At 44.1% G+C, this 17494-nt stretch carries 21 protein-coding genes; 11 read left to right on the top strand and 10 right to left on the bottom strand.

The genetic code is table 11. The features are described 5' to 3' along the window. Positions 1-17 precede the first annotated feature (17 nt). Positions 18-479, bottom strand: coding sequence for a GNAT family N-acetyltransferase (locus tag LJF29_RS14785; protein WP_229149237.1), 462 nt, complete (start codon positions 477-479; stop codon positions 18-20). 132 nt (positions 480-611) lie between these two features. Between LJF29_RS14785 and LJF29_RS14780 the strand changes: the two genes are divergently transcribed. Beyond that, positions 612-2429, top strand: coding sequence for a zinc ribbon domain-containing protein (locus LJF29_RS14780; RefSeq protein WP_229149236.1), 1818 nt, complete (start codon positions 612-614; stop codon positions 2427-2429). A 39-nt stretch (positions 2430-2468) separates the two neighbouring features. On the opposite strand, the gene LJF29_RS14775 is transcribed toward LJF29_RS14780, so the two are convergent. The 3 genes from LJF29_RS14775 to opcR all read right to left on the bottom strand — a co-directional run bounded on the left by LJF29_RS14775 (position 2469) and on the right by opcR (position 4684). Continuing rightward, complete coding sequence (locus LJF29_RS14775) at positions 2469-3170, bottom strand: zinc ribbon domain-containing protein (protein ID WP_229149235.1); 702 nt, start codon at positions 3168-3170, stop codon at positions 2469-2471. Positions 3171-3330: 160 nt separating this feature from the next. Then, positions 3331-3945, bottom strand: coding sequence for a PH domain-containing protein (locus tag LJF29_RS14770; protein ID WP_010331909.1), 615 nt, complete (start codon positions 3943-3945; stop codon positions 3331-3333). A 181-nt stretch (positions 3946-4126) separates the two neighbouring features. Beyond that, positions 4127-4684: an opuC operon transcriptional regulator OpcR gene (gene opcR / locus LJF29_RS14765; RefSeq protein WP_010331908.1), complete on the bottom strand. Its 558-nt coding sequence runs from the start codon at positions 4682-4684 to the stop codon at positions 4127-4129. 262 nt (positions 4685-4946) lie between these two features. Here opcR and opuCA point away from each other — a divergent pair, with 262 nt between their 5' ends. From opuCA to opuCD, 4 genes are all read left to right on the top strand, one after another. After that, positions 4947-6086 (top strand): osmoprotectant ABC transporter ATP-binding protein OpuCA, encoded by a 1140-nt coding sequence (opuCA, locus tag LJF29_RS14760; protein ID WP_010331907.1) that lies wholly within the window; start codon positions 4947-4949, stop codon positions 6084-6086. Positions 6087-6107: 21 nt separating this feature from the next. Next, complete coding sequence (opuCB, locus tag LJF29_RS14755) at positions 6108-6761, top strand: glycine betaine/carnitine/choline/choline sulfate ABC transporter permease OpuCB (protein WP_229149234.1); 654 nt, start codon at positions 6108-6110, stop codon at positions 6759-6761. Positions 6762-6825: 64 nt separating this feature from the next. Continuing rightward, entirely contained in the window at positions 6826-7692 is an 867-nt protein-coding gene (opuCC, locus tag LJF29_RS14750; protein ID WP_229149494.1) for an osmoprotectant ABC transporter substrate-binding protein, read from the top strand. A 17-nt stretch (positions 7693-7709) separates the two neighbouring features. Beyond that, positions 7710-8378: a glycine betaine/carnitine/choline/choline sulfate ABC transporter permease OpuCD gene (opuCD, locus tag LJF29_RS14745; protein ID WP_010331904.1), complete on the top strand. Its 669-nt coding sequence runs from the start codon at positions 7710-7712 to the stop codon at positions 8376-8378. A gap of 32 nt (positions 8379-8410) precedes the next feature. Here the strand turns inward: opuCD and LJF29_RS14740 are convergent, their stop codons facing one another. Further along, positions 8411-8944, bottom strand: coding sequence for a GbsR/MarR family transcriptional regulator (locus LJF29_RS14740; RefSeq protein WP_101864777.1), 534 nt, complete (start codon positions 8942-8944; stop codon positions 8411-8413). 284 nt (positions 8945-9228) lie between these two features. Between LJF29_RS14740 and opuBA the strand changes: the two genes are divergently transcribed. From opuBA to LJF29_RS14720, 4 genes are read left to right on the top strand one after another with little or no spacing between them, the layout of a single operon-like run. Continuing rightward, positions 9229-10374, top strand: coding sequence for a choline ABC transporter ATP-binding protein OpuBA (gene opuBA, locus LJF29_RS14735; protein ID WP_229149233.1), 1146 nt, complete (start codon positions 9229-9231; stop codon positions 10372-10374). A gap of 14 nt (positions 10375-10388) precedes the next feature. Further along, complete coding sequence (opuBB, locus tag LJF29_RS14730) at positions 10389-11042, top strand: choline ABC transporter permease OpuBB (protein ID WP_229149231.1); 654 nt, start codon at positions 10389-10391, stop codon at positions 11040-11042. A gap of 10 nt (positions 11043-11052) precedes the next feature. Beyond that, entirely contained in the window at positions 11053-11973 is a 921-nt protein-coding gene (gene opuBC, locus LJF29_RS14725; RefSeq protein ID WP_229149230.1) for an osmoprotectant ABC transporter substrate-binding protein, read from the top strand. A gap of 15 nt (positions 11974-11988) precedes the next feature. Further along, complete coding sequence (locus LJF29_RS14720; RefSeq protein ID WP_229149229.1) at positions 11989-12669, top strand: ABC transporter permease; 681 nt, start codon at positions 11989-11991, stop codon at positions 12667-12669. A 45-nt stretch (positions 12670-12714) separates the two neighbouring features. Here the strand turns inward: LJF29_RS14720 and LJF29_RS14715 are convergent, their stop codons facing one another. The 4 genes from LJF29_RS14715 to rghR all read right to left on the bottom strand — a co-directional run bounded on the left by LJF29_RS14715 (position 12715) and on the right by rghR (position 15821). Continuing rightward, entirely contained in the window at positions 12715-14415 is a 1701-nt protein-coding gene (locus tag LJF29_RS14715) for a methyl-accepting chemotaxis protein (protein ID WP_229149228.1), read from the bottom strand. Positions 14416-14545: 130 nt separating this feature from the next. Beyond that, positions 14546-14872 carry a catDE operon transcriptional regulator CatR gene (gene catR, locus LJF29_RS14710; RefSeq protein WP_168748758.1) on the bottom strand — a complete coding sequence of 109 codons (327 nt, stop codon included), beginning with the start codon at positions 14870-14872 and terminating at the stop codon, positions 14546-14548. A 93-nt stretch (positions 14873-14965) separates the two neighbouring features. Then, positions 14966-15385, bottom strand: coding sequence for a helix-turn-helix domain-containing protein (locus LJF29_RS14705; RefSeq protein WP_168748757.1), 420 nt, complete (start codon positions 15383-15385; stop codon positions 14966-14968). Positions 15386-15413: 28 nt separating this feature from the next. Beyond that, positions 15414-15821, bottom strand: a complete 408-nt coding sequence (rghR, locus tag LJF29_RS14700; protein WP_024122860.1) for a transcriptional repressor RghR — start codon at positions 15819-15821, stop codon at positions 15414-15416. Between the two features lie 152 nt (positions 15822-15973). Between rghR and LJF29_RS14695 the strand changes: the two genes are divergently transcribed. Further along, a complete protein-coding gene (locus LJF29_RS14695) occupies positions 15974-16207 on the top strand; it encodes a helix-turn-helix domain-containing protein (protein WP_010331894.1) in 234 nt (77 codons plus the stop codon). Positions 16208-16249: 42 nt separating this feature from the next. Here the strand turns inward: LJF29_RS14695 and LJF29_RS14690 are convergent, their stop codons facing one another. Beyond that, positions 16250-17014 carry an alpha/beta fold hydrolase gene (locus LJF29_RS14690; RefSeq protein WP_229149226.1) on the bottom strand — a complete coding sequence of 255 codons (765 nt, stop codon included), beginning with the start codon at positions 17012-17014 and terminating at the stop codon, positions 16250-16252. 152 nt (positions 17015-17166) lie between these two features. Between LJF29_RS14690 and secG the strand changes: the two genes are divergently transcribed. Next, positions 17167-17397 carry a preprotein translocase subunit SecG gene (gene secG / locus LJF29_RS14685; protein ID WP_003220028.1) on the top strand — a complete coding sequence of 77 codons (231 nt, stop codon included), beginning with the start codon at positions 17167-17169 and terminating at the stop codon, positions 17395-17397. Positions 17398-17494: the final 97 nt, after the last annotated feature.

Genomic DNA, 17494 nt, shown 5'->3' with positions numbered 1-17494 from the left:
CGGTTTTTTTGTGCTTTTTACAGATCCAAATAAAGCCTCACCATATCACGGCATTGGATGCCGTTTTCAAAGATCTCCTCCTCATAATGTCTAATAAAAAAATCATGGTCGATCGCTTGCAGGCGAAATCCACATTTTTGATAAAGAGAAAGCTGATGGATGCTGGAATTTCCAGTGCCAATCTCAATCACCTTTGCTCCCATATGTTTCGCTTGTTCGATGGCGTCGCGGATAAGAAGCTTGCCGATGCCTTGTTGTTGCATGGTTTGTTTTACTGCGATGTTAGCAATTTCTACGGTTTGCGGTCTAGTTGTGATGATCACGTATACACCAGCTAATTCGCCCGATATATAAGCTGTGTAGCATTCTCCTCTGGCAATGTATTCATCAACAATTTCTTTTGACGGATCGGCGAGCAGCAGAAGCTCATACAGCGCTTGATCATAGTTTGTCGCTTTTTGAATGGTGAGCTGTTGCATCATCATTCCACCTTTTCACATGTTTATAGAGATATTTTCGTGATTTCCTCCAATTTCATACCATTCTATTATAAAATATGTAACATAGGAAATATGTACAAAATAGTGGATAGCAAATAGGAGGAAAGTCACATGTTTTGTAAGGAATGCGGTCAAAAAAATAATGAAGGGGCCAAGTTTTGTAAAGAGTGCGGCACCCCGATCGGAGGGATCGGCAGAAAGGCAAATAAAGAAACAGCAAGCACTGCTGAAACGAGGCAGGCACCGCGAAAAACAATCCCTAAGAAAACCATCATGTTATGGAGCAGCATTGCCGCAGCGTGTGTCATATTAATCGCCGCATATAAAACCGGAGCGTACCTGACTTCAAAGGATAGGTTAGTCGACAAGTTTGAACAGGCTGTAAATGATGAAGATAAAGACCAAATCGCGTCTCTCCTTACGCCGGTAAATGATAAGCTTAAGCTGACTAAAAATAATGTAAAGCCGTTTCTTACATATTTGAAGGATCATCCTGACAAAAAAGATGAGCTTTTTGCATCGCTGCGTGCTGAAACAGTCCAAAAGGATATTGTATACGCGGAGAAAGATGGGAAAAGCTTGCTAGTGTTTGACCATTATGATTTAAAAATAGCACCTGTTTATTTTGAAGTAACCAGCAATTATAAACATACGGATCTCTATGTGAATAAAGAGGAAGCCGGATCTGTAAAGAAAGCAGATCAAGCACAAACCCTCGGACCGTATATTCCCGGCGAATATACAGTCTCAGCCAAACTGAAAAACGATGTAGTCGATCTTGTGAAAAAGGAAGACATTCAGGCGGTTGGTGACAACAGCTTCCATGTTGATCTCTCATTAGAAGCAGACAATGTAACATTCAGCTTAGCGGATGACATCAAGGATGGAAAGGGAGAGTTGCTCATTAACGGTACATCCATTCATAAAGATCCGTTCAAATCTGTCACATACGGCCCGCTTCTGACAGACGGATCAATGACAGCTGCGGTCGAAGCGGAGTTCCCATGGGGAAAAACAAAAACAGCGGGCGTGCCGATTGATAGCAAAGAAATGGAGTTAACGTTAATTCCTGACCAAGACACACAAGAAACAATCATGAACACGATTGTCAAAACGACGAAGCAATATTCCAAAGCGCTTTCTGATGGAAATACAGCTCAGATGACAGAGGCAAGTGCCAGTTGGAAAGCCGAAGTAAAAGAGAACGTGGACTCGATGAAAAACACGGATTCTTACTTAAAAGATAAATATCTGGAAACAGACTTTGATTTGGATACATTTGCTCTATCCCAGAAGAATGACGGTACATGGCAGGCGACGGTAAAAGGAAAAGAACTTCACCAGTCGGCTAATTATAATGACTATACGAAACCTGAAATGTCGGATGAAAGCCCGAGCTATGAATATCTGCTTTCATATGATAAAAAACAGAAAAAGTGGATTTTCGAAGATGCGGAATCAACTTTTGATTCTGCCGGAACAAACATAAAGAAAATAAAAAATGATCATGCAGAGACGTACACGTCAGCCTGGGCAGACGCAAAAGGCAAGAAAGCAAGCGTAAGCCCATCGACCGGCGATGTCACGGATGAACAAGTGACATCATTTATGGTTAGTTATCTGACAAATCAATCAACCGCAGTGAATTTAAATGAATTTGCGGTCATGGAAGGCAATCTGGAAAAAGGAAGTTCATTATATAATGATCAGCAGAAATTGGTTAAGAAGCTGTACAGCGAGGGGACGACTGAAGTATTTATTGATGTAGAGGTAAAAAGCTTTAATCAAAGCGGCTCGACTATCACAATTAAAACCTATGAAGAATTTGATATTACAAAATCAGGCGGCAGTACAAAGCGCAGAACATACAACTGGACCTACACCGGCGTAGTGAAAGACGGAAGAATTTATTTAACATCTATTCAATAAAAACAAACCCCCATCACCAGCAGGTGATGGGGTTGTTTTTTAAAAGAAGATATAACGGAAAATCTCTTTGATATAATGTTCGATGATGAACCGAAACGCAACGCACGTGATCAGATAAATCACAATGGTTGAGTAAATGATATCAGCCTTTCCTTTATAGGAATGCTGGTAACTGCTCAGCATCGCAGGGGGAATAGCGAAGAATGCGCCGATTAAACCAATTGCTAACACAGTGAAACAAAGATCTGTATGTAATAAAAACAATAGAAGTGCAAGAATTAAAATAGCTGTAAACGGAATAAGAAACGCACCAAATCTGGATAGTGAATCTTTAAATGACACTTGGTTTCCCGCGATTTTTAAGGAAAAAAAGATCAATGCATGCAACCCGAAAATATAAAGGGCAAAGTAAATGGTTGGCTTGAAAAAGATTTCTGTAAAGCTCGCACTGCCGGGACCATTTGAAAAAAGAATATAAAACATCAGCGGAGTTAGTAAACTGAAAAGCACCATTGTAATGATTCCGCTGATCAGCTGTTCTCCACCTGTTGTTTTGCACTCCTGATAAGGGCGTTTCAGAACAGCCAGGACAAATGAACCGAACTGCTTTGCTGCTTGTTTTGCAGCCTCAGCTCCCGTCTGTGCTCCTTGATTTTCGCCCGCTTGGCGTGGAAGAGGAGAACCGCATTTCTCACAAAATTTTCCGCCATCTGCTTGATGGCCGCATTGAGGACAAAACATATGATGACTCCTTTTACATGTAATATAGGGAAAATAGACTAATAATGTCATTATAAAAGAAAAAAAGTAGAAAAGTAACCAATATCTATCCAAAAATTTTCTCCAAGATATGTATCAGAAAAAAGACACGGGCTGCCAGATGCGAACCCGTGTCTTTTTTCTAGTTATTTATATATTTTTCAAATACGTCACCGAAATCTTTAATATGGTACTGCGAGCGGACGGAAGTGACCCATGTAAATCCAAATTCGGTCAGCTCTTTGTATTGTGTTTCAATATTGACGTGCTCAGGGCGGGTATGCTGAAGGATGGTGACGGCTCGTTCCAGACTTTGTTCAGCCTGATTGATCAAAATGTCATTTTCATAGATCGTTTCAGAGATACGGAGAAGGGCTTTATACAAATCTTTTAGCTTTTCAATTTGCTCTTTATGCACATCGATATCAAATTGTTCAGAGCCCAGCTTGAACTTGATTTCAACATCCAAATCGACTTTCCCGGCAGTTTCCAGAAAAACATCAGAGATTTTATATTGGGAATAAGGGTAGCGTTTCAGCGTTCGTTTAGAGGAAGTGGCACGTTCGCCGTCAACATGGATCAGCGCCAGATTCGTGAAGCAATATTCATCGGCTTTTGTTTTAATCAGGAAATAAATTTTTTCGTTGTCTTCATGCATGACATAATCATCAGCATCTGTTTTGTCATAATCCTGAGGTTCGATAATTTTTCCGATATCTGATAATCCGAGTGCATCTGCTGCAATTTTCTTGAACATATAGATACATCCTTCCTATTTACATAGTCACTTCATTGTAGCATGTGGCGTTTCCGAACGGCTATAAACGTTTGCGAAGAATCAGCCTCTGGGTAAGGCCAATGTCACATGGAGGAAGTATACGATGTTCTCATATATGATGTTTCCACTATTCATCTCATCATGTAGAAAAGCAGCTCCCTTACTTCAGGGAGCTGCTTTCAGCTGTTTTCGGCACGTATTCAAATACTTCCTCACTCTCAAAAAACTCAATTAAGCGGCTCAGCCAGTCATAGTAATGGAGCCATTCTCTTAATTCATTCAGCAGCTGATTGACTTTCTCTTCCGCTTCGGGGGTAAGCCCGTCCCTTTGTAAAAGGTCTGTCAGCTCCCGGTTTAATTTTTTATACAGCACTTTGTTTTTGCTCACGACCTTTGTCCAATTCGCCGCAAATAAAGATATGAAGGTTTGGTAATAATCCTGCTCTACGTCGTAAAGATCTTTTCTTACGCCTTTTTCAAACACTTTTTCGGCAATGTTGGCATCAATCATTTCACGGACGACCTGGCTCATTCGTGTTTTGCTCATGCCTGTTGCTTCTGACAGCTCGCTTAACGTCATCGGTTTTCGATTCATATAAATAATCCCGAGCACACGCCCGACAGTAGAAGGCATTCCAAACGTATGCATATTTTCGGCAATCTTCTCAATGAGATGCTCTTCAGCATGTTCAATGATGTCGAGAGCAGTTTTTTCCACAGCTGATCATCCCTTCAAATGGCAATTGATGGTGTCAATATATCATATTTCTGCCAGTTGTTGAAAACAGCTGTATGCGGAGGAAGCGAGAGGTATCCGGCGTAATTGTAAGAACACCTTCTCTGCCTGAGTCATAGCAATAAATATCTGTAAATAACATATAATTTCAACACATTGTAAACTTTTTATTTTATAAAGTTCAAATTATAATAAAGATTATACTTTTCAGAAAAATGAATGGAAACCTGCGGAGGTGCACGGATTGCTGAAATTAGAACAAGTGTCAAAAGTATATAAAGGCGGCAAAAAAGCTGTGAACAGCATTGATTTAGATATTGCCAAGGGTGAATTTATCTGTTTTATCGGCCCGAGCGGCTGCGGAAAAACGACGACGATGAAGATGATTAATCGACTGATTGAACCGTCGTCAGGAAAGATCTTTATCGACGGAGAAAACATAATGGAACAGGACCCGGTTGAACTGAGGAGAAAAATCGGCTATGTGATTCAGCAGATTGGTTTGTTTCCCCACATGACCATTCAGCAGAACATTTCACTCGTACCGAAACTGCTGAAATGGCCTGAAGAAAAACGGAAAGAACGGGCGAGCGAGCTGTTAAAGCTTGTTGATATGGGCCCTGAATATTTAGACCGTTATCCCCACGAGCTCAGCGGCGGACAGCAGCAGAGAATCGGCGTGCTGCGCGCACTGGCTGCGGAACCCCCTCTCATTTTAATGGATGAACCATTCGGAGCGCTTGACCCGATCACGCGGGATTCCCTTCAGGAAGAATTTAAAAAACTGCAGAGAACGTTAAACAAAACCATTGTGTTTGTGACCCATGACATGGACGAAGCTATTAAGCTAGCTGACCGGATTGTGATTTTAAAAGCGGGTGAAATCGTTCAGGTCGGCACACCTGATGAGATTCTCAGAAATCCGGCAAATGAATTTGTAGAGGAATTTATCGGGAAAGAGCGCCTGATCCAGACAAGACCTGAAATTGAGCGGGTTGAGCAGATGATGAACAGGATGCCTGTCACGGTCACAGCGGACAAAACGCTTTCTCAGGCCATTCAGCTGATGAGAGAAAAACGCGTCGACTCGCTGCTTGTTGTAGATGAGCAAAATGTGCTGAAGGGATACGTAGATGTTGAAATCATTGATCAAAACCGCAAAAAAGCGAGCGTAGTTGGTGAAGTGTACCGATCGGATATGTATACCGTGCAAAAAGGAGCCCTTCTCCGAGATACCGTCCGGAAAATCTTGAAGCAAGGAATGAAGTATGTTCCCGTTGTTGATGAAGAGCACCATTTAGCAGGGATTGTGACAAGAGCAAGCCTTGTGGACATCGTATACGATTCCATATGGGGCGAGGAAAACCAGCTAATGACGATCTGATTAGGAGAGGAGCTCTTATACATGAATCAAATGATGACTTTTTTACAGACGAACGGCGGTGAGCTGCTGTATAAAACAGGTGAACATTTATACATTTCGCTCATTGCTGTTGTATTGGGCATTATCGTTGCGGTGCCGCTCGGTGTTCTGCTGACCAGAATGAAAAAAGGGGCTGGCGCGGTTATAGGTGCCGTCAACATTGTGCAAACCTTGCCAAGTCTGGCGATTCTGGCGTTTTTTATCCCGCTTCTCGGTGTGGGAAAAGTGCCGGCGATCGTCGCTTTATTTTTCTATTCGGTGCTTCCGATTCTGCGCAATACGTATACAGGCATTAAAGGTGTAAACAAAAATCTGCTTGAGTCAGGAAAAGGGATTGGAATGACCGTCTGGGAGCAGATTCGGCTCGTCGAGATTCCGCTGGCGATCCCAATTATTATGGCGGGAATCCGTACATCAACGATTTATTTAATCGGCTGGGCGACCCTTGCCTCATTTATTGGCGGCGGCGGTCTCGGTGATTACATTTTTATCGGACTGAACCTGTATCAGCCTGAATACATCATTGGCGGTGCTGTGCCGGTTACGATCTTAGCCATTATCATTGATTACTTGTTAGCCGTGACGGAACGAAAAGTGACACCGAAGGGATTGCAAGGAATGAAGGAAGTTTCTTAAGGAGTTGGCTGTGTTGAAAACGAAAAAAATCAGATGGATCGGCGCGCTCGCTTTCGCCTTTGTCATGCTGCTGAGCGGCTGTTCTCTGCCGGGACTTGGCGGCGCCTCCAAAGATACGATCAAGGTCGGAGCGCAAAGCATAACAGAATCAGAAATCTTAGCGAGTATGATTGCGCAGCTCATTGAACATGATACGGATTTAAATACGGCGTTAGTCAAAAATCTCGGATCAAACTATGTTCAGCACCAGGCGATGCTTGGCGGTGACATTGACATCTCCGCCACGCGCTACTCAGGGACCGATTTAACGAGCACCCTCGGAATGGAGGCTGAAAAGGATCCGGAAAAAGCGTTAAATATCGTGCAGAAAGAATTTGATAAACGTTTTAAATATAAATGGTTTGATTCTTACGGATTTGATAACACATACGCCTTTACCGTAACAAAAAAGTTTGCGGAAAAAGAGCATGTAAACACCGTGTCTGATCTGAAGAAAAACGCTTCTGAATATAAACTGGGGGTCGACAATGCCTGGCTGAAACGGAAGGGCGACGGGTATAAAGGCTTTGTCAGCATGTATGGATTTGAATTTGGAACAACCTATCCGATGCAGATCGGACTTGTCTATGACGCAGTCAAAAACGGGAAAATGGACGCCGTTCTTGCTTATTCCACAGACGGCCGGATTAAGGCATATGATCTGAAAATCCTAAAAGACGACAAACAGTTTTTCCCGCCGTATGACTGTTCACCTGTGATTCCGGAAAAGGTGCTTAAAGACCATCCTGAGCTTGAAGGCATTATTCATAAACTGATCGGGAAGATTGATACGGAAACCATGCAGGAGCTCAACTACGAAGTAGACGGCAAGCTGAAGGAGCCGTCTGTTGTGGCAAAGGAATTTTTAGAGAAACATCATTATTTTGACTAAGAAAAGAGGCAGATTAAATGGAAGTATTACAGCAGCTTGGCACTTACTATTCGCAAAACGGCGGTTATGTGCTGCAAGAGTTTTACCGCCATTTTCTGATGTCGGTGTACGGCGTTTTGTTTGCGGCCATCGTCGGTATTCCGCTTGGCATCCTGATTGCCAGATATCGAACATTAAGCGGCTGGGTTTTCGCCGTCACGAACGTGATCCAGACGGTGCCGGCGCTCGCCATGCTGGCCGTGCTGATGCTAGTGATGGGGCTTGGCGCCAATACGGTCATTTTATCGTTATTTCTTTATTCACTGCTGCCGATCATCAGAAATACGTACACAGGCATTGTCAGCATTGAACATGCCTATCTTGAATCCGGAAAAGCGATGGGCATGACAAAGTTTCAAGTGCTGCGGATGGTCGAGCTTCCGCTGGCGCTTTCTGTCATTATGGCCGGCCTTCGCACCGCGCTCGTCATTGCCATCGGCATTACAGCCATCGGGACATTTGTCGGCGCCGGAGGCCTCGGAGACATCATCGTCAGGGGATCAAACGCAACAAACGGGACCGCGATTATTTTAGCTGGCGCGATCCCGACAGCCCTTATGGCGGTGATAGCTGATTTGGTCATGGGCTGGCTTGAACGCGTGTTAAGCCCAATTAAAAAGAAGAAAAAACTGCTCAGTGCAGCTTAGTAAAAAAACGCCTTGTTCATGACAGGGCGTTTTTACGGTTTCGGCACATATTTAAAAATCTCTTCACTCTCAAAAAACTCAATCAGACGGCCGAGCCAATTGTAATAGTCGAGCCATTCCTTTAATTCCTTCAACAGCTCATTCACCTTTTCTTCCGCTTCAGGAGAAAGCTCTTCATCCAAGATACTGAGCAGCTCCCGGTTGAGTTTTTTATGCATCATTTTATTTTTGCTGACGACTTTGCTCCAAGTGGCTGTAAACAGTGTGATAAAGGTTTGGTAGTAATCCTCTTCAACATCGTATAAGTCTTTTCGCACGCCCTTTTCGAACACCTTCTCGGCGATGTTGGCATCGAGCATGTCCCGCACGACCTGGCTCATTCGCGTTTTGCTCATGCCGGTCGCTTCTGATAATTCCGTCAGCGTCATCGGCTTGCGATTCATATAAATAATGCCCAGCACACGTCCAACGGTAGAGGGCATTCCAAATGCATGCATGTTTTCCGCAATTCTTTCTATGAGGTGGTCTTCAGTCTGTTCAATTATCGTTAACGGATCTTTCTCCAACAGTTTCAATCCTTTCAGCTAACAATTCCGATGTCAATATACCACATTTTTGATGCGGCGGAAATGCTGTAACCATAGAATTTGGCAGGAAATTGGAGCAATAAGGAGATCATTACCGGTCAATACGGGTAAATCAGGGCTTACACATACTTTATAAATAATATGAACAAATTGTAAACTTTTTATTTTATAAACTTTATTCTATAATGAGAAGCATTCAATTGTCTGAAAAATTAAATATGAATTGAACGAATTGAATGAATTTAATTTTGGAGGTGCGATGTTTGCTGACATTACAAAATGTCTCGAAAACATATAAGGGCGGCAAAAAAGCTGTGAACAGCGTGAACCTGGAGATTGAAAAAGGTGAATTTATCTGTTTTATCGGTCCAAGCGGCTGCGGAAAAACGACAACGATGAAAATGATTAATCGATTAATTGAGCCGTCAGCCGGCCAGATTTTTATTGACGGAGAGAACATTATGGAACAAGACCCGGTAGAACTCAGACGTAAGATCGGCTATGTCATTCAGCAGATCGGTCTGTTCCCCCATATGACCATTCAGCAGAACATTTCACTTGTGCCTAAGCTGCTGAAATGGCCGGAGCAGCAGCGGAAAGAACGTGCGCGTGAGCTTTTAAAATTGGTCGATATGGGACCTGACTATTTAGACCGTTATCCTCATGAATTAAGCGGGGGACAGCAGCAGCGAATAGGTGTATTACGGGCACTTGCCGCGGAACCGCCGCTTATCTTAATGGATGAACCGTTTGGGGCGCTTGACCCGATTACGCGGGATTCCCTTCAGGAAGAATTTAAAAAACTGCAAAAAACCTTACATAAAACCATCGTATTTGTTACCCATGATATGGATGAAGCGATTAAGCTTGCAGACCGGATTGTCATTTTAAAAGGCGGAGAGATTGTGCAGATCGGAGCGCCTGATGATATTCTGAGAAATCCGGCAAACGAATTTGTTGAGGAATTTATCGGCAAGGAGCGCCTGATTCAGTCATCAAGTCCTGATGTTGAGCGGGTTGATCAAATGATGAGTACACACCCGGTGACCATTACGGAAGATAAAACGCTCTCTGAAGCGATCCAGCTGATGAGGCAGGAGCGTGTCGACTCGCTGCTGGTTGTAGATGACAGCCATGTTCTTCTAGGCTATGTGGATGTGGAAATCATTGATCAGTGCCGGAAGAAAGCCAATCTGGTAGGCGAGGTCCTGCATCAAGACATCTACACCGTATTGGGCGGCACACTGCTGCGGGATACAGTACACAAAATTTTAAAACGGGGTGTAAAGTATGTGCCGGTTGTAGATGAAGACCGCCGTTTAATAGGAATTGTGACGAGAGCGAGCCTGGTTGACATTGTATATGAGTCTATCTGGGGAGAAGAAAAACAGCTCGCAATATTGTCATAGGGAGGTTGTAAGACGTGAATCATATCATTGAATTTTTGCAAACCAACGGGGGCGAGCTGCTTTACAAAACATATGAGCATATCACCATTTCTCTCATCGCCGTCATTTTAGGCATAGCTGCCGCTGTGCCCCTTGGGGTTGTGCTGACCAGAATGAAAAAAGGAGCCGGCACCATTATCGGTATTGTAAATATCATTCAGACGCTGCCTAGTCTGGCAATCCTCGCTTTCTTTATCCCGCTCTTGGGAGTCGGAAAAGTCCCGGCTATTGCGGCCTTGTTTTTCTATTCCGTTTTGCCGATCCTGCGCAACACGTATACCGGGATTCGCGGCGTTAACAAAAATCTGCTTGAATCAGGAAAAGGCATCGGGATGACGGCTGCTGAACAGATTCGCCTCGTGGAACTGCCGCTTGCCGCGCCCGTCATCATGGCGGGGATCAGAACATCTACGATTTATTTAATTGGATGGGCAACGCTTGCATCCTTTATCGGCGGCGGCGGATTGGGTGATTATATTTTCATCGGCCTGAATTTATATCAGCCGGAATATATCATCGGAGGAGCGGTTCCTGTCACGATATTGGCGATTGTCATTGATTATGTGCTGGCAGTAACTGAACGAAAACTGACACCTGCCGGCATGCAGAGATTGAAGGAAGTTTCATAAGGAGGCGGCTATGAAAAGAAAATATCTCAAGTGGATGATCGGTTTACCGCTCGCAGTAATGCTGATGCTAAGCGGCTGTTCGCTTCCAGGTCTCAGCGCCGCTTCAGACCAGACCATTAAAATCGGCGCGCAAAGCATGAGTGAATCAGAAATCATCGCCAGCATGCTTGGCCAGCTGATCGAACACCATACGGATCTAAAAACAACGACCATTAAAAATCTCGGCTCCAACGCGGTACAGCAGCAGGCCTTATTGAACGGAGAAATCGATATAGCGGCCACAAGATATACAGGTGACGCGCTGACAGGCACGCTGAGGATGAAACCTGAAAAAGATCCGGACAAAGCGCTGGCGCTGACACAGCGGGAGTTTAATAAAAGATATGATTTAAAATGGTATGACTCCTACGGGTTTGATAATACGTATGCCTTTACCGTCAGCAAGAAGCTTGCGGACCAATATCATTTAGAAAACGTATCAGACGTCAAAAAATGGGCGCCGCAATTAAAGCTGGGCGTCGACAACTATTGGATGAAGCTGAAGGGGAACGGCTATCAGGATTTTACGAAAACCTACGGCATGACATTCGGCGGCACGTATCCAATGCAGATCGGGCTTGTGTATGACGCGGTAAAAAGCGGAAAAATGGACATTATCCTCGCTTACTCCACGGACGGGAGAATTAAGTCCTATGATCTCAAAATGCTAAAGGATGATAAACAATTTTTCCCGCCGTACGACTGCTCTCCGGTTGTTCCGGAACAGGTGCTGAAAGAACATCCTGAACTGGAAAGCATCATTCAAAAAATGATCGGAAAAATCGATACAGCCACGATGCAGGAGCTCAACTATGAAGTCGACGGTAACCTAAAAGAACCGTCTGTCGTTGCCAAGGAATATTTGCAAAAGCATCACTACTTCGAATCGTGAAAGGGGGATTGACCAATGAATGTGCTTGAACAGTTAATGTCGTATTATGCACAGAACGGCAGCTACGTCATAGAAGAATTCGGCCGCCATTTTCTCATGTCGGCTTACGGCGTCTTGTTTGCCGCTGTCGTCGGTGTTCCGGTGGGGATCCTCATTGCGCATTTCCGCCGCTTGTCAGGTTGGGTATTCGCCGTTACAAATGTCATTCAGACGATTCCGGCGCTCGCCATGCTGGCAGTCTTGATGCTTGTTATGGGGCTCGGTGCAAACACCGTGATTTTATCATTATTTTTGTATTCCCTGCTTCCGATTATCCGAAACACGTACACAGGCATTGTCAGCATTGAACACGCAACCTTAGAATCAGGAAAAGCGATGGGGATGACGAAATTCCAGATTCTTCGGATGGTTGAGCTCCCGCTCGCGCTTTCTGTCATTATGGCAGGCCTTCGAACGGCTCTCGTCATCGCCATCGGCATTACAGCCATCGGCACATTTGTCGGCGCTGGCGGCCTTGGGGATATGATTGTCCGCGGGTCAAACGCCACAAACGGAACGGCGATTATTCTAGCAGGCGCGATTCCGACTGCGGTAATGGCGGTTGCGGCTGATTTGCTCATGGCTTGGCTGGAGCGGGCGTTACATCCGGTTAAGAAAAAAAGAACCAGGGTGAGACGTATTCAAACAGCTGCATAAGAACAAAAAAAGAGGCTTGGATGATTCCAGCCTCTTTTTTCATATTTAAATTGTAAACTGATCCATTTTCTCATTAAGTTCTTTCGCCAAACGCTCAAGCTCCTCAGCATTTTGAAGCACTTGATCCATTGAATGGGCGGATTGCTCGGTAATGGAAAATGTTTCTTCAATGCCGGCGGCGGATTCTTCAGAGACGGAGGCGATATTTTCAATCGATTGGTTAATTGTGATCGATTGGTTTGTTAACTGCTTTAATCCGTCCGTTACTTCCTTAATGCTATCCGCTACATAGGTGACCGATTGCTTAATGTTCTGCATGGCCTGTCCGGTGTCAGTCAGGTTTTCGGTACCTTTTTCTACTTCGGTAAAGCTGCTTTCCAGGTATTGAATGACAGTGTTGATCTCCTGCTGTGTGCCGCCTACTATTTTAGTGATATCCTGAACGGAGTCAGATACGCCGTCTGCTAGCTTTCGGACCTCTTCGGCCACAACGGCGAAGCCTTTGCCGCTTTCTCCTGCGCGGGCTGCCTCAATTGCGGCATTAAGTGACAGTAAGTTCGTTTGCTCGGCAATGCCGTTGATGACCTGAACAAGCTTGTTGATGTCCTGTGAATGCTGTTCCAGCGATCTCACTTTATGAACGGCTTCCTGAACGATATGATGTATCGTTTTCATTTGCTGCACTGACGTATTCATATTTTCGTTTCCGTTTACGGCGAGTTCGAGAACGTTTTGAGACGTATCGCTGATCGTCATGCCGTGATTGTAGGCTTTATCAATGCTTTCTGTAAATTCATTCATTGATTCGGCAATCGTCACAGCGTCTTGCGCCTGCTGCTCGGAGCCTTCAGCCATTTCGTTCATCGTTTCGGTAATATGCCTGCTGCCGGTTCTTGTTTCATTCGTTGCAGTGGTCAGCACCTGTGATGAAGAAAGCACGCGGGTGGAAATTTCTTTTGAATACCCGACGATATCTCTTAAATTCCCTACCATTTTCTGAAGCGCTTCGTTCAGATCGCCAAGCTCGTCTTTTGATGCCAGCGGCTCTATGTCATTTGACAGATTGCCCTCGGCGATTTCATTCGCAGATGATTTCATTCGAATAATCGGTTTTACAATGCTGCGATTGATATAAAGCCAAATACATATGCTGATGACGATGGAAGCTGCCAGAAGCAAAGCCGTGTAAATGAGGCCTTTATAATAAACGTCCTTGGTTTCTTTCACCGCCGTGTTGCTGCCTTCTTTATTAAAGTCAACCAGTTCAGTGATTGATTTTTTCATATCCTCAAAGCTTGCTTCAGTCTGTACCAATAAACCCCTTGCTTTATCTATATCATTCGTGCGTCCGCTCTCTAAAATCTGGTTATGAATATTCGTATATGAGTTGACTTCAGTCTTGAGCTGTTCGAAAATGCTGCGTTCTTTGTCGTTAGAGATTGTTTTTTCATAGTTATCAAGCTTTTCATTGATATCCTTAAGGATCTGGTTCATACCTTGTTCCAGCGTATCCATTTTGTCTTTGTCTGTATAAATCAGGAAATCCTTTTCCGTAGAGGAAAGGTGCTCTGTCAAATAATTAATAGATGTGATTTCTTTAATGCCGTCTATCCATTTTGTGTTGATTTCATCTGTCTTTTTGATGATGTGCTGCATATTGAAAGCGCCTATTCCGCCTATAAGCAGATTGATGAGGATCAGTGTCAAAAAGACCAGGCTGAATTTGCGGGAAATCGTCAGTCGCATATAAGTGTTCTCCTTTTAAAAAAAGTGATGTGATGTACTATATATCGGCTGAGAAATTGTTTTTTCACCTGGAAATAAAAAATAAAAAACGGCTCTGTTCTCTCCTTTGAGATCAGAACCGTTTTAGCAATTACATATGAAAGGAAGGGTCAATCCATTCAGTCGCCCATTTGGAGATTTCACCCAGTATGGGCGCTAACGCCATTCCTTTGTCAGTTAATGAATATTCGATGCGAACCGGAGTTTCGGGGATGACGTCCCGTTTAACCACTCCTTCTTGCTCAAGTTCTTTCAGCCTTTCTGACAGAACTCTGCCGCTTAGATTTGGAAGTGCTGCTTCTATTTCGCTAAATCGCTGCTGACCGTTCAACAGTTGAAAAACGATTAAAGCAACCCAGCGTTTGCTCAAGATGTCGACTGCTTTTTCAAATCTAGGACACATTTCTGATTGGTTCATGCTTTTTCACCTCGTCTGTTCATTATTATAACGCAAATAACGAGGGAACGTATGCATGCGTGATTGATAAAATGCGGAAAGAGATGCAGAGGATCACGTGGAAGAAGAGCGTTTTTTCGCTTCGGAAGCTAAAAAATCGAAGTATTTGCTGAGATTTTCAATATCCTTTTTTGAGAGGTGCTTCCATTCCTTGCTGTTAAAAAGAGACAGGTTCCCCGCTCCGCGAGTGACTGCTGTCTGATAAATCGCATAAATAGACTGATAGCCTTCCGAAGCCTCTCGAATTTCTTCAGGAAAAGCGGTGATGTGCCCTGCAGCTGCCATCAGGTTTTCGTGCGGTATTTTCAGCACAGCTGCGAGCTTTTTTATGGTCGCGGGCTTCGGTGTGCCGCGCTTGCCGTTTTCTATTTTTGAGATGGTCGCTGAGCTGATGCCCGAATACACTGCAAGCTGGTTCACTGTTAGTTTGCGGGCGCGGCGCAGCGCCCTTAATTCCTGTCCGAATGTTGACATGATAATCGCCTCGCATTTCCACTAAGAGTTATTGATCAGCAGATCGTTTTTTGGCTTCGTCTGAAATGAAGGAGAAATAATGATCCAGCATGAGCAAATCCTCTTTATTGAGATACTGCCATTTTTCACTCTCAAGAAGGGCAAGATTTTTCAGGTCATAAGCCTCCGCCTTTTCAAGCAGCTGGCACTTCGTTTCATAAGGCGCTCTGGCTTCATGAATCTCTTCGATATATCCCGCTTTATACATAAGCCCTTCATAAGGAATTTTTAAGGCTTCCGCCAGTTTTTTGATGGTGGCAGGTTTAGGAACGCCGCGTTTGCCGTTTTCAATTCTGGAGATGCCGGCCGCACTTACACCGGAATAAGTCGCCAGCTGGTTGACGGTTAACTTTCTCTCCTCACGCAATGCCCGTAATTGTTCGCCAAAGCTTTCCATATGTCTCACCCCGTCCCTCACTGTTACTCATATTTTAGTATGTTTATTGACTAAAGGGAATAGGGAGGCTGGAAATGTATTGACAAAAGTTAACAAACGCCGTAATGTAAATGTATAGAAAAAAGTTTTTTCATGAACGGAAGGTGAGGAAAGTGCCAGTAGAAAAGATACAGATTAGACGTGATTATGTATTGCAGTATATGGTCAATAACGATTATTCCCTCAATCAGCTTGCGCTGGAAATCGGAGTCTCACCCGCCACACTGAGCCGTGTGCTGAATGGAGAAAGACGGCCGGGACAGCTTGTGATCGGAAAAATGCTTCACTATTTTGACTTGAAGTTTGAGGATCTTTTTTACTATGATTTTATTGACAAAAGTCAATGATGCAAAAACGCCTGGGGAACCAAGCGTTTTCTAAGCCTTTGATTAATGTGTCAATACAAAACCCGTCACAAGTTCATTACAAGTTTTCCATTGCTTTGTCGGCAGCTGATGGCCCTGATATTCCAACCTGAAAAATTCAGCGTGGCTGCATGCTTTCCGGTAATAGCCTGCATGTGTAAAGGTCCAGTCGCGCAGGCCGCCATACATAAACAGCATCGGCATGTTAAAACGGCGCAATTGTCCAAGGCAGCTGTAGCGGAGCGAATCCTGATAATATTGATACCAATGGCCAAGATCAGCTTTCTTCATATGACTCGTTAATATATTTCGGAGCTGTCTGTTTTTCGTATGGCTGCTGGCGATGATTTTCATCAGCATGCCGGGATTTTTTTCAAGAAGATACATTCCCATTTTGTGAAGCTGCTGACCGACCATGGTATGAACAGCGGGATAAGCGCCGGCCAACACCAAATGAGACACTTTGTCCGGCCGGGTGAAGCCAATGTGCTGTGCGATTAAGCTGCCGGCGGAATACCCGAATACTGCAGCCTGATCAATGTGCAAACGATCCATAAATTGCACGATCTCGTTTGCGTAATAGGAAATCGAGATTTGCTGGTCTGCATGATCGCTGTCGCCATGACCGCTTAAATCGGGAAATATCACCCTGAAATGATCCGCCAGAAGGCGCTGATAATAAAAAACCTTGCGTCCCATGCCTGGCGGGTGAATAAAAATGACAGGGATTCCCTGTCCATATTCCTCATAATATAGTTGTTTCTTATTGACTGTGCTGACGATCGGCATTGCTGTTCTCCTTTTTCGCTCAATTTATATGAATAGGCTAACCAAAACAAAATGTCTTATCCGGCCTTTTGGCGTCTGATACGGCGTGACATGCCAAACCTTTTCATGTAAAATAGAAGTAATGTAGGCCAGTGAGTCTGGAGGTGTAAGGGATGCACGCGGTTTTGATTACCTTATTGGTTATCGTCAGTATTGCACTTATTATTGTCGTTTTGCTTCAATCCAGTAAAAGCGCCGGATTATCTGGTGCGATTTCAGGCGGAGCGGAGCAGCTCTTCGGGAAACAAAAAGCAAGAGGTCTTGATTTGATTCTGCACCGCATTACGGTTGTGCTGGCAGTCTTGTTTTTCGTGTTGACGATTGCGCTTGCTTATATCCTATAGGGCAATGTTTGTATAAGGTCTGATGTAAAGTCAGGCCTTTTTCACGTTTCTGGCTGATATCAGAGCGTTTTTTTCTGATCAAACTGTGGAAAACTAA

Origin of the sequence: Bacillus sp. LBG-1-113 (assembly GCF_020708615.1) — a bacterium.
Classification (GTDB): domain Bacteria; phylum Bacillota; class Bacilli; order Bacillales; family Bacillaceae; genus Bacillus; species Bacillus mojavensis.
This window is presented reverse-complemented; position numbering and strand designations above follow the sequence as displayed.

Excerpts from the sequence above, each read along its gene's own strand:
- LJF29_RS14785 (WP_229149237.1), bottom strand. The coding sequence starts at position 479 with ATGCAACAGCTCACCATTCAAAAAGCGACAAACTATGATCAAGCGCTG.
- LJF29_RS14780 (WP_229149236.1), top strand. The coding sequence starts at position 612 with ATGTTTTGTAAGGAATGCGGTCAAAAAAATAATGAAGGGGCCAAGTTT.
- LJF29_RS14775 (WP_229149235.1), bottom strand. The coding sequence starts at position 3,170 with ATGTTTTGTCCTCAATGCGGCCATCAAGCAGATGGCGGAAAATTTTGT.
- LJF29_RS14770 (WP_010331909.1), bottom strand. The coding sequence starts at position 3,945 with ATGTTCAAGAAAATTGCAGCAGATGCACTCGGATTATCAGATATCGGA.
- opuCB (WP_229149234.1), top strand. The coding sequence starts at position 6,108 with ATGAATCAAATGATGACTTTTTTACAGACGAACGGCGGTGAGCTGCTG.
- opuCC (WP_229149494.1), top strand. The coding sequence starts at position 6,826 with ATGCTGCTGAGCGGCTGTTCTCTGCCGGGACTTGGCGGCGCCTCCAAA.
- opuCD (WP_010331904.1), top strand. The coding sequence starts at position 7,710 with ATGGAAGTATTACAGCAGCTTGGCACTTACTATTCGCAAAACGGCGGT.
- opuBC (WP_229149230.1), top strand. The coding sequence starts at position 11,053 with ATGAAAAGAAAATATCTCAAGTGGATGATCGGTTTACCGCTCGCAGTA.
- LJF29_RS14720 (WP_229149229.1), top strand. The coding sequence starts at position 11,989 with ATGAATGTGCTTGAACAGTTAATGTCGTATTATGCACAGAACGGCAGC.
- LJF29_RS14715 (WP_229149228.1), bottom strand. The coding sequence starts at position 14,415 with ATGCGACTGACGATTTCCCGCAAATTCAGCCTGGTCTTTTTGACACTG.
- catR (WP_168748758.1), bottom strand. The coding sequence starts at position 14,872 with ATGAACCAATCAGAAATGTGTCCTAGATTTGAAAAAGCAGTCGACATC.
- LJF29_RS14705 (WP_168748757.1), bottom strand. The coding sequence starts at position 15,385 with ATGTCAACATTCGGACAGGAATTAAGGGCGCTGCGCCGCGCCCGCAAA.
- rghR (WP_024122860.1), bottom strand. The coding sequence starts at position 15,821 with ATGGAAAGCTTTGGCGAACAATTACGGGCATTGCGTGAGGAGAGAAAG.
- LJF29_RS14690 (WP_229149226.1), bottom strand. The coding sequence starts at position 17,014 with ATGCCGATCGTCAGCACAGTCAATAAGAAACAACTATATTATGAGGAA.
- secG (WP_003220028.1), top strand. The coding sequence starts at position 17,167 with ATGCACGCGGTTTTGATTACCTTATTGGTTATCGTCAGTATTGCACTT.